Origin of the sequence: Actinoplanes sp. CA-131856 (genome assembly GCF_050956135.1) — a bacterium.
In the GTDB taxonomy this organism is placed as follows: Bacteria; Actinomycetota; Actinomycetes; order Mycobacteriales; family Micromonosporaceae; genus Actinoplanes.
In genome coordinates this window covers 8,707,456-8,719,748 of record NZ_CP191849.1, presented here as the reverse complement: position 1 = coordinate 8,719,748, position 12,293 = coordinate 8,707,456, and the positions used below count along the sequence as shown (strand labels likewise).

Genomic DNA, 12,293 nt, shown 5'->3' with positions numbered 1-12,293 from the left:
GTCCATCAAATCGTTACGTGCCTGCTGGCGTTCGCGGCCTTCGCGCCGCAGCGGATCGACACCGCGGAGACGGCCGCTTCGCGCGCCCCTTCATCGCCCGGCGTTTGGGTGACCGCCAAGACCTGCTGGTTCTTCTTACGGCACATCACGCCAAGGCTGCGGATGTGTTGATGATCACTGACTTGACTCTTGCTGAGTCAGTGGGCTATCTGCGCAACGCATCCGCATGTGTAGCCACTGTGCGCGGCCTGTGTGCATGCTGAGTGCCTCTTCGGTGGCGCCGCTGATCGCGTTCGCGCTGATCACGGCCTTATGTAGTTGGCTGCTCGATGCGGCGACGGGATCACTTCAATCGATTTCCGCTTGCCGCCTCGAAGCTCTCTTTCCGCAGCCCAGTAGCTGTCTGAAGGTTTCAGAAGGATCTCGCCCGTTTTTCCCGATTCCGGGTTTCCACTTCGGATAGTTGATCTTGACTGCGCGCTGAGGCCGTTCCTACGTTGTCGATCTTCGTTGGATCAAATCGGGGGAGACGAAGCTGTGTTCAGGCTGCGCTCTGCGCGTTCTTTTCTTGCCTTATTGGCAGCTACCTCAGCAGCGGCAACCAGTCTTGCTGTGGCCGGTCAGCCGGTTGCCGCTCGGGCGCAGCCGGCGCAGAAATGCCCGGCTGGCGTGGCTACAGAGGCCGCCGCCGTTCAGGCCGCGCTCGCGTGTCACGGCCGCGTCGAGGTGCTCTCGGAACGTGATGAGCGGACCCAGGTGTTCGCCAACTCGACCGGCACGTTCACCTCGCAGACCGGCATCGAGGTGCAGCGCGTACGCGACGCGGCCGGCGCCTGGGTCGCCCCGGACGTCACGTTGAAGGCTGACGGTAAAGGCCGGATCACGCCGGCGGCCACGTCGATGGCGTTGTCATTCTCCGGCGGTGGCACCGGCCCGGCGGTGACCCTGGGCAAGGGCAGCTCGCAGCTGAGCCTGACCTGGCCGACGGCACTGCCGACCCCGAAGACCGACGGCGACGACGTGACCTACCCCGAGGTGCTGCCGGGCGTCGACCTGGTCCTCACCGCGCATGTCGAAGGTTTCTCCGAGACCCTGGTCGTCAAGAACGCCAAGGCCGCCGCCAACCCGGCGCTGTCGGCCGTCAAGTTCACCACCACGACGAAGAACCTGAAGCTGAAGCAGGCCACTGACGGTGGCGTGAGCGCGGTCGACGCCAGTGGAAAAACGCTGTTCGGCTCCGGCACACCGACGATGTGGGACTCGAGCGAGACCGGCGCTCCCGGCGCCGCGCCGGAGACGGCGTCGAAACTGGCCGTGGCCGGCGCCCGCTCCAAAGCCATGCCGGTCGAGCTCGACGGCAACCAGCTGATCGTGCACCCGGATGCGGCCCTGCTGAGCAACCCGGCGACGAAGTTCCCGGTCTACATCGACCCCGGCTTCAAGTACACGGCCTGGACGATGATCAACAGCAAGTTCCCATCGCAGTCGTACTGGAGCTACGACAAGCAGGACTGCCCGGACCCGTACGGCTCGATCCTGTGCGCGAAGGTCGGCTACACCAACGAGCCGCAGGCGATGATCTACCGCTCGTTGTTCCTGTTCAACGTCAGCACGCTGCGTAAGAAGCACGTGACCAAGGCGATCCTGTCGATGGACACGGTGTACTCCTACACCAACACCGACTACCCGACGCAGATCCACCCGACCGGCACGATCACCTCGAGCACCAACTGGTCGAACAACGCCGCCACCTGGGGGCCCGGTGTGGCCTCGGCGCTGAGTCACGCGCACGACCGGGTGCGCCGGCGCACCGAGTGGAGCGTGCTGGGCCCGGTGCAGAAGGCGGCCGCCGAGAATCAGGGCACGATCACGATCGGTCTGCGCGCGGCGAACGAATCGAGCCTGGTGCAGTGGAAGAAGTTCGACGCCAGCAAGGGCTACCTGTCTGTCGACTACAACTCGTACCCGAGCCAGCCCACAGTGCAGAGCATCGGCGAGATGCCGGGCTGTAAGAGCGGCGCTTCGCGGCCTTACGTCCGCACGTTGACGCCGACGATCGTGGCTAACCTGAACGACGCCGACGGCGACTCGCTGAAGGGCATCTTCTACTGGTTCAAGACGGGAGGAGTTCGCAACAGCACGGATGTGGTCACTCAAACCTCGATCACCAGTGGCCAGAACGCCATCGTCAAGATCCCAGCGGGCAGGCTTCAGGACGGCGCCACTTATACGCTGCAGGCGTTCGCCCAAGACAAAGTAGATAACAGCCAGCCCACCACATGCGAGTTCACCGTCGATGTGACGGCACCGCTACCACCGAGCGCGGTGGTATCGACGATCTATCCCAATGACGGGCAGGCCAACGGCGGCGTCGGTGTCACTGGCGCCTTCCAGATCAAGCCGCCCACGACCATTCCTGGCGATTTCTGGGGCTACGCCTACTCGCTGGATCCTGCGGTGTCGCCGGCCAGCGCGAAACAGGTCGAGGCACCTAAAAGCAGCACCGCAGCGGTGGTGACCTCATGCGCCAGCGCGTCGCAAGCGCCGACCGCGGCCAAAGACCGATCGGTCACCGTCTGCCTGACCCCGACTGTCGACCGTTCCTACAACCTGCGGGTGTGGTCGCGAGACAAGGCCGGAAACTTCTCTGCGGCAAAGGTGTACTCCTTCACTGTCGCCGCGGGTGCCGGGCCGGCCGCCCGGTGGACGTTCGACGACGGTGACGGTAAGGACGTCGCCGAGCACGGCAACACCGCCACGCTCGCCAACGCCACGTTCGAGCCGGGCCGCGGCAAATACGGTCAGGCGTTCAAGGCCAACGGCACGTCGACGTACGCGGTGACGGCCGGGCCGATCACGACGAGAAATTCTGCCGGCCAGAGCATCACGCTGCACCCGAACCAGAGCTTCTCGGTCGCCGCGACCGTCAAGCTGGACAGCACCACCGGCACCGGGCAGCGGGTCATCGCCGCCCAGGACGGCACCCGGACCTCGCCGTTCCTTCTCAGCTACAGCATCGCCGACAAGAAGTGGCGGTTCGCGGTCGCGGCCACCGACGTCGACGCGCCCACCACGGCCGCGGTCCTGTCCAACGCGACCGCCACGACCGGCACCTGGACGCGGCTGTACGCCACCTACGACGGCACCAGCCACGCACTGCGGCTCTACGTCAACGGCGTGCTGCAGACGGCCACCGCCACGGGGACGACGTTCGACTCGGCCAAGCCGGTGACCATCGGCCGCAGCCTGCAGGCCGGCGCGGCCGCCGGATTCTTCTCCGGCTCGATCGACGACGTGCGGATCTACAACCGTATCGTCGGGACCAGCGACGTTGAGTTCACCAATATGCAGCGGGTGAACCCGCCGGTGGTCACCTTCACCGGGACCAAGGGCAACCAGGCGTACTCCGGGCGCACCCTGTCGGTGCTGCTGGACGCCGGCGGCGACACCAGCGTCACCACCGTGCAGTACCAGCTCGGCACCGGCGGCGCGATCACCAAGGTCGCGCTGAGCGCCGCCGGCGGCAGCAAGACAGTGTCGATCGCGGTACCGGGCTCGATGGACGGGCCGACCGACCTGAACGTCGCCAGTATCGACAGCAGCGGGTTGTCATCGCTGATCGACACCCACGAAGTCATCGTCGTGCAGCCGTCGACGATCACCGGGCATGTCAGGGACATCAAGAACAAGCCGATGGCCGGCATCGCGGTCAAATTGACTCCCGGCGACCTGACAGAGGTCACCGACGCCGCCGGCGCCTACACGTTCGCCGTCGATGACACCACCTACACGATGACCGCCGACAACAGCAACATCGGCTGCGCGTCGGCGACCTACGAGCGGGAAGTCGTCGTCGACGGCTCCACCACCCAAGAGATCATCCTCGCGCCCGACTCCGACACCTACGGCTATACCTGCATGACCGCGTCGTCGACCGCGTTCCTGCAAGGCAGCACCAAGCTGAACCTGTCCGGCGACGACGAGGCCACCCAGGTCACCGCGCTGCCGTTCACCATGCCCTACTACGGCAACAGCTATGACTCGCTGTGGGTGTCGACGAACGGTTTCGTGTCCTTCACCGACCCCGCCGAGCACAACTACTACAGCGGGGTGAGCCTGCCGGACCGGCACTCCGCCCCGTCCGCGGCCCTGGCGCCGTACTGGAGCGACCTGGTCATCGACGACTCCGCCAGCGTGTGGACCGCGACCACCGGCACCGGCGCCGAGCAGCGCTACGTCATCGAATGGCGCAACGCCCAACTGGCCGGCACCGACAGCCGGGTCAGCTTCGACGCGGTCCTGGCCCCCAACGGCGACGTCACGTTCAACTACTCCGGCCTGAACGACGAGCTCGCCAAGGGCACGGACACCGTGGTCGGTATCACCAGCCCGGGCGGCAACTACGGACGGCAGTACGCCTTCCAGCAGCCCGATCTGGCCTCCGGCACCGCCGTCACCTTCGCCGCGCCGGAACAGCCGGGCCCCAGCCTGAACGGCGCCTTGACCGGCACGGTGTGGAGCGCCGACGACGAGCCCCTGGCGGGTGTGCAGGTGTGGCTCGACGACTGGACCACCACCACCGACGAGTTCGGCATGTACCACTTCGAGGGGATGGAGAACGGCACCTACAACCTCTACGCGGCACAGGGCTGCAACGAGGTTGAACTGCCCGAAGGCACAGTCGACGGTATCGGCACCTACACCGACCTGAAGCTCGGGCCCGCCAGCGACACGTTCGGCAACAAGTGCTCGCTGACCTCGGCCGCCTGGACGTCGGGCGACACACCGGTGTCGTTCGGCGAGAACGGCTACGAGACCAGCGTCGCGCTGCCGTTCCCGGTCAGCTTCTACGGCCACGCGTTCAACGACCTCACCGTGCAGTCCTGGGGCGCCGTTGCGTTCGCCGACCCGGCCGACTCCACGCTCGGCGGTGGCGTGCAGGTCTGGCCGGGTGTCGACCCGAACACCGACGAGCAGACGAAGGTCTACACCAAGTTCGCCGGAACGGCACCGAACCGGCAGTTCGTCATCGAGTGGCGCAACGTCGGCCTAACCGACGTGCCCGACGCCCGGGTCGACCTCGAGCTGGTGATCGACGAGAGCGGAACGATCACCGCGAACATCAACAACCAGCCCGATCGGTCCCTGACCAACAAGGACTTCGAAATCTACTTCTGGGGCAACGACTACAACTCGATCGGCTATTTCGAGGACGGCAACGGCCTGCGCGCCGGCAGGTCCATCACCTTCACCCCGCCCACGGCGGCCTGACATGACCCAGCCCTCACCTCGTAGCCCGTGGAGGACATCGGTGAGACACCGTCCATCCCGTTGGAAAACGGCGCTGACCCTGACGATGACGGCCGCGCTGGCCGTCACCATGTCGCAGCAGCCGGCCATCGCCGCCAAACCCGACCCGTACACCCCGCCCAAGCAGGCCGAGCAACCCGCGATCAAGGTCGCCGGCGTGCCGGCCAAGGGGCTGCCGGCTGATACCGCCCGCCAGGCCTCGGCCCGGCCCGCCCCGGTATGGCCCGCGGCTTCCAGCGCCGATGTCACCGCCGGAGCCACCGGCATCCCGGTGACGTTCGGTGCCGCGGTCGCGGCGCCAGGAGCGGCGAACGCGCGGGCGGCGGCGGTCGCCCCCGGCAAGCTGCATGTGCAGGTCCTTGACCAGGCCGCCTCGGCGCGGGCCGGGGTCAAGGGTGTGGTGTTCAAGGCCCGCCGGGCCGACGGTGCGACGACCGCGGCCAAGACCGCGGTGACCGTCGACTACAGCAAGTTCGCCACCGCGTACGGCGCGGACTGGTCGAACCGGCTGAAGCTGGTGACGCTGCCCGACTGTGCGCTGAGCACCCCGGACAAGGCGGGCTGTACAGCGACTGAGCTGCCCACCCGCAACGACACCAAGGCGAAGACCGCTTCCGCGGACGTGCAGGTCGCCGCAGCGGATCAGGTCATGGCCTTGACCGCCGCTCCCTCGGGCTCGACCGGTAACTTCGGCGCGACCACGCTGCAGCCTTCGGGCACCTGGTCGTCGGGCAGTTCGTCAGGCAACTTCTCCTGGTCGTTCCCGATGCGGGTGCCGCCCGCGATGGGCGGCCCGGAGCCGACCGTGGAACTGGCGTATTCGTCGCAGTCGGTTGACGGGCGGATGGTCTCGTCTAACAACCAGCCCTCGGAGATCGGTGAGGGCTTCGAGATGGGCGGCGGTGGTTACATCGAGCGCCGGTTCAAGCCGTGCAGCGACGACACCACCAACGGCAACAACAGCGGCACCACCTACAAGGACGCCGACGACCAGTGCTGGGTCACCGACAACGCCACGATGAGCCTCGGCGGCAGCGGCGGCGAGCTCATCAAGGACTCCAGCAACGACAACCTGTGGCACCTGCGCGCCGACGACGGTTCCCGGATTGAGCACAAGACCGGCGCCGACAACGGTGCGAAGGACGGCGAGTGGTGGGTCGTCACCACCCCCAACGGCACGCAGTACTGGTTCGGCCGCAACAAGCTTCCGGGCTGGACCTCGGGTGTGACGACCAACTCGGCCTGGACCGTGCCGGTCTTCGGCAACCAGGCCAACGAGCTCTGCCATGGGGCCACGTTCGCCGCGTCGATGTGCAAGCGGGCCTGGCGATGGAACCTCGACTACGTCGTCGACGCGCACGGCAACACCATGTCGTACTGGTACGACACCTTTACGAACAACTACAAGTCGATCGGCACGGGCAAGGTCGAGACGTACGTCCGTGACGGCCAGGTGGATCACGTCGTATACGGCACCCGGGTCGAGCCGAACCTGGCCACCGGCAAGGACACCGTCTTCACCGGCCATGGCGCCGCGCGCATCGACTACACCTACGCCGACCGGTGCCTGTCCGACTGCGCGACCCACGACGCCGCGCACTGGCCGGACACTCCGTGGGACCTCTCGTGCACGTCGACCACGTCGTGTGACGCGCGGATGCCGTCGTTCTGGACCACCAAGCGGCTGACCACGATCAAGACCAGCACGTACGACGCGCTGGGCGGCAAGTTCCGCGACGTCGAGCAATGGACGCTGAACCACTCCTTCCCCGACCCCGGTGACGGGACCCGGGCCGGGCTGTGGCTGACCAAGGTCGGCCACGCCGGCCTGGTCGGCGGCACCACCGCGCTGCCGGACGTCACGTTCGGCGGCAAGGACATGGACAACCGGGTCGACACCGTCGACAACGCCCCGGCCATGAAGTGGCGGCGGCTCAGCGACATCAACACCGAGACCGGCTCGATCATCCACATCGACTACCTCGACACCGACTGCGTCGCCGGCAAGAGCATGCCGGCCAGCCCGCAGGCGAACACCATGCGCTGCTACCCGGTGCGCTGGACCCCCGCCGGCTACCCGGAGAAGACCGACTACTTCAACAAGTACGTCGTCAACGAGGTCACCGAGACCGACCGCACCGGCGGCTCCCCGCGCGTGCTGCACCACTACACCTACCTCGGCAAACCGGCCTGGCACTACGCCGACGACGACGGCCTCATCTCCGACGACGCCAAGACATGGAACTCATGGCGCGGCTACCAGAAAATCGGCGTCACCACCGGCGACCCCGGCGAACAGACCTACACCGAGACCACCTACTTCCGCGGCATGTACGGCGACCACCTGCCCTCCGGCACGCGCCCCGACACGGTGCCGGACTCCCAAAACGGATCTGTCCCCGACGAGGACGCCTACTCGGGCATGGTGCGCGAGTCACGCACCCTGCTCAGCGGCCCTGGGGGTGCCGAGGTATCCGGCGCCATCAACGACATGTGGAAATCGAACGCCACCGGCAGCCGAACGGTGGCCGGCGCCACCGTCTACTCGCGGTATGTGCGTACCGAGGGCACCCACTCGCGGGTCACCCTCGACCACGCCCCGTACGTGCAGACCACGTACACCAAAAGCACGTTCGACAAATACGGCATGGTGACCAGGGAGGACGACTTCGGCGACGAGGCCGTCACCGGCGACGAGCAGTGCACCCAGACCACGTACGAGCCGCGCAACACCACCGACTGGATCCTGTCGCTGCCGCACCGGGCGCAGACCTTCGCGGTGGGCTGCGCCACCGTCGACAAGGGCGGCCTTACCGAAGCGCAGGTCATCGGTGACGCCCGTACGTACTACGACGCACACACCTACGGCGTCGCGCCCGGCAAGGGCGACATCACCAGCGTCGAGCAGATGACCGCGTACAACAGCGGCAGTCCCACCTACAAGCAGATCAGCCGCACGGCCTACGACGCCCTGGGCCGTGCCACCGAGTCGTGGGATGTGCTGGGCAAGCGGTCGGCGACCGCGTACACCCCGGCCACCACCGGCCCGGTGACCCAGACGGTCGACACCAACCCGCTGGGCTGGACCAACACCAGCGTCCTCGAACCGGCGTGGGGCCTGGCCACCGCCACCGTCGATATCAACAACCTGCGCACCGAGCTCGGATACGACGGTCTCGGCCGCCTCACCGACGTCTGGCAGCCCGGCCGCAAGCGCACCGACACCCCCGACGTCTCGTACGACTACCTGATCCGCACCGACGGGGTGAACGCGGTGACGACCAGTCACCTCAACCCCAAGGGCGGCGTCACCAAGTCGTACACCCTCTACGACGGCCTGCTACGCACGCGCCAGACCCAGACGACGTCCCCGTCCGGCGGCCGCATCCTCAGCGACACGTTCTACGACTCGGCCGGCCGGCAGACGCTCAGCTACGGCGCCTACTGGGACAAGACCGGAACGCCCGGCACCAACCTGGTCAAGCCACTGATCCAGCAGGACGTGCCCAACCAGACCGCGTTCGTCTACGACGGCGCGGGCCGGGTCACCGCGTCCATCTTCCAGCCCAAGAGCGTCGAGAAATGGCGCACCACCACGTACTACGGCGGCGACCACACCGACGTCACCCCGCCGCAGGGCGCCACCGGCACCTCCACCTGGATCGACGCCCGCGGCCGCACGACGCAGCTGCGCCAATACCCGACCCGCTCGCCGACCGGCACCACCTACGACCACACCGACTACGCGTACAACATGAAGGGCCAGCTGACCTCGGTCACCGCGCCCGACAGCAGCAAATGGACCTATACGTACGACCTGCTCGGCCGGCAGACCGGCGCGGTCGACCCGGACGCCGGCATCTCGGCCACCGAGTACGACGACGCCGGCAAGGTCATCGCCACCAAGGACGGCAACGACCAGTGGCTGAACTACACCTACGACGACCTGGGCCGCAAAACCGCGTTGTGGAAGGGCAAGACGCCGACCTCCTCCGGGCAACTGGCCCAGTGGGACTATGACGGCGCGACCTTCGCCGACGGCACCACCAAGGTCAAGGGCCAGCTGTACCAGTCCAGCCGGATCGATGGCACGAAGCAGTACATCACCGCCACCCGGGTGTTCGACCAGAACTACCAGCCGACCAAGAACCGGATCACCATCTCGACCAGCGAGACCGGCATCGGCGGCACCTACGACTACGACACCGCCTACAACATCGACGGCAGCGTCCAGGCGATGACGTACCCAGCCACCGCCGACCTGTTCCGCGAGACGGTGCGCTACGACTACACCAACAACGACCAGCCGTACAGCCTGACGAACAACTACGGCACCGAGGCGCAATCCAGCCTCATCGCCGACACCCAGTACGACGCCCTCGCCCACGCCCTGCAATACAAGCTCTACACCGGGCTCTACAGCGGGGTCGGCGACAAGGCCTACATCTCGATGGAGACCGACCAGACCACCGGCCGCCTCAACGAGATCAGCGTCCACCGCGACGGCAAGTCACCCAACACGGTCACCGACCAGCACTACACCTACGACGACGCCGGCAACGTCACGAAGATCGCCGACACCCCCACGGGCGGCGGCTACAGCGACATCCAGTGCTTCATCTACGACCGCTACCAGCGCTTGCAGGACGCCTGGACCCCGAACGCCGACGACTGCGCCACCACGCCCACCAACCAAACCCTGGGCGGTCCCGCCCCGTACTGGCAGACGTACACGTACACGGCAGGCGGCGCGCGAGCGACCCTGCTCGACCACAACACGGCCAACGGCGACGCGACCACCACCTACCGCTTCGTCGACACCACCCCGACCGACCCGACGACGGGCCAGCCGCACGCGCTGCGCAGCACCACGAGAAAGGACACCGTAGGCAGCAAGACGGCCAGCTACTCATACGACAAGGCCGGCAACACCAAGACCCGCCCCGGCCCCAACGGCACCCAAACCCTGGTGTGGGACGCCGAAGGCCATCTCCAGTCGGTCACCGACACTGCAGGCAGTACCAGCTACCTGTACGACGCCGACGGCAACCGCCTGATCAGCCGCGACGCCACCGGCAAGACCCTGTACTTGCCGAACCAGGAGGTCCGCTACAACAACAGCACAGCGGCCACCTCCTGCACGCGCTACTTCGACTTCAGCGACGCCACCCTGGCCCAGCGCACCTCAAGGGGCATCACCTGGCTGGCCAGCGACCACCAGGGCACCCAGAACGTCTCCATCGACGAAGACACCCTCACCGACACCATCCGCCGCCAAACCCCATTTGGCACTACCCGCGGCGCCGCCGTCACCTGGGAGAACACGAAGGGCTTCGTCGGGGGCACCAACGACCTGACCGGTCTGGTCCATCTAGGTGCCCGTGAGTACGACCCGTCGCTGGGCCGTTTCATTTCCGTCGACCCGGTCTTCAACTCGGCCGACCCGCAGTCCCTCGAGGGCTACGCCTACGCCGACAACAGCCCCGTAGTGCGTTCGGACCCGTCAGGTCTCATCGCCAGGGACGACGCCGCTCCTGGCGGCGGGGGAGGTTACCACAAGACGCCCGGCGATCTAGACGACGACAAGCCGCAGCACAACGATTCCCCCTCCGATAAACCCAAGAAGAAGGGGAAGTGCGGGTGGAAGTGCAAAGCAGGTAAGGCATGGAACAAAGGTACGGAGACCTGGAACAAGGGGGCGAACTGGGTCGACGATCATAAAGGCGTCGTCGCAGGAGCCGCGGTCGGCCTGGTCGTCGGCATTGGCTGCGACGCGCTCACCGGCGGAACCATGGTCGTGGCCTGTGGTGCCATCGCCGGTGGCCTAGCTGGCGCCGTCGAATACTCCGTCGACACCCTCGTCGACCACAAAGGCAACTTCAGCTGGGGCGGCATGGCAACAAGCGCCGCGACCGGAGCAATAGTCGGCGGCCTCACCGGTGGCCTGTCCGCCATCGCAGGCCAAGGTCTCAAAGCCGGCGTTAGATCGCTAGCTTCCGGAGCCGGAGCCAAGGCGGCAGCCTCAGCAGCTACAGCTGGTGTCAAAAAGGAAGCCAGCAACGTCGTCAGCGGCCTGACCAAGAACGGCTTCGGTAAATCCGCCTCCAAGGCCGCCAAGGGGGCCGCCGACGAAGCTCCTGGATGTCACAGCTTCGCCGCATCAACCCTCGTCCTGATGGCGGACGGCAGGACCAAGGCGATCTCGGACGTCAAGGTCGGGGACAAGGTCGTTGCCATCGACCCGGTGACGGGCAAGCGCGCGAAGCGCACCGTACTCAAGGTCCATGTCAACTTCGACACCGATCTGACCGACCTGACAGTGGTCATTGCCGGTCGGAAAGCCGTGGTCAAGACCACGCAATACCATCCTTTCTGGGATGCTGCCAACCAGCGCTGGGTGAACGCTGGTGACCTGAGCGCCGGCTCACTCCTTCGATCAGAAAGCGCTACCAGCCCGCAGATTGCGAGCGTCACCAACTATTCCGGCGCCCGCACCATGTTCGACCTGACAGTCGAAACGAATCACACCTATTTCGTCGTTGCCGGCTCCATCTCGGTGCTCGTCCACAACTGCAACGGTGCGGCGCTCGACCTGAAATACAAGGACACGTGGGGTCCTGCCGAGCGGGCTGCGGCGGATGAAAAGGTGCAAGCACTAAATGACGCGGCGCCCTTAACTGTCACCAAGGTCGTCCGCTCCGGCAGTGCGTTGCGGAAATGGTTGAAGGCTGGCTACGCCAAGGTGACCGGCTCCGATATCGATCACACCATCGATCTCCAGCTTGGGGGGCTCGACGACGTAAGCAATATGAACCCCCTCGATAAATCGGTTAACCGGAGTCTTGGAAGACAGATTCAGGCGCAGATCAAGTCACTCGGCCTGAAACCTGGTGATACAGTTTGTAGTATCACGATATCTGACAGATGTTAGGGGCGAGATGCAACCGACAACGTGGCAGCTTGACCAGCCATTGCGTACAGAC

Annotated in this window: 3 protein-coding genes; 2 read left to right on the top strand and 1 reads right to left on the bottom strand. The window is 66.1% G+C overall.

What is annotated here, in order from left to right:
- Positions 1-5 precede the first annotated feature (5 nt).
- Positions 6-146: a hypothetical protein gene (locus ACQP2X_RS39785; RefSeq protein ID WP_498690770.1), complete on the bottom strand. Its 141-nt coding sequence runs from the start codon at positions 144-146 to the stop codon at positions 6-8.
- Between the two features lie 523 nt (positions 147-669).
- Between ACQP2X_RS39785 and ACQP2X_RS39780 the strand changes: the two genes are divergently transcribed.
- Positions 670-5,271, top strand: a complete 4,602-nt coding sequence (locus tag ACQP2X_RS39780) for a LamG-like jellyroll fold domain-containing protein (protein ID WP_498690768.1) — start codon at positions 670-672, stop codon at positions 5,269-5,271.
- An 85-nt stretch (positions 5,272-5,356) separates the two neighbouring features.
- Positions 5,357-12,241, top strand: coding sequence for a polymorphic toxin-type HINT domain-containing protein (locus ACQP2X_RS39775; RefSeq protein WP_498690766.1), 6,885 nt, complete (start codon positions 5,357-5,359; stop codon positions 12,239-12,241).
- The last annotated feature ends 52 nt before the right edge of the window (positions 12,242-12,293 follow it).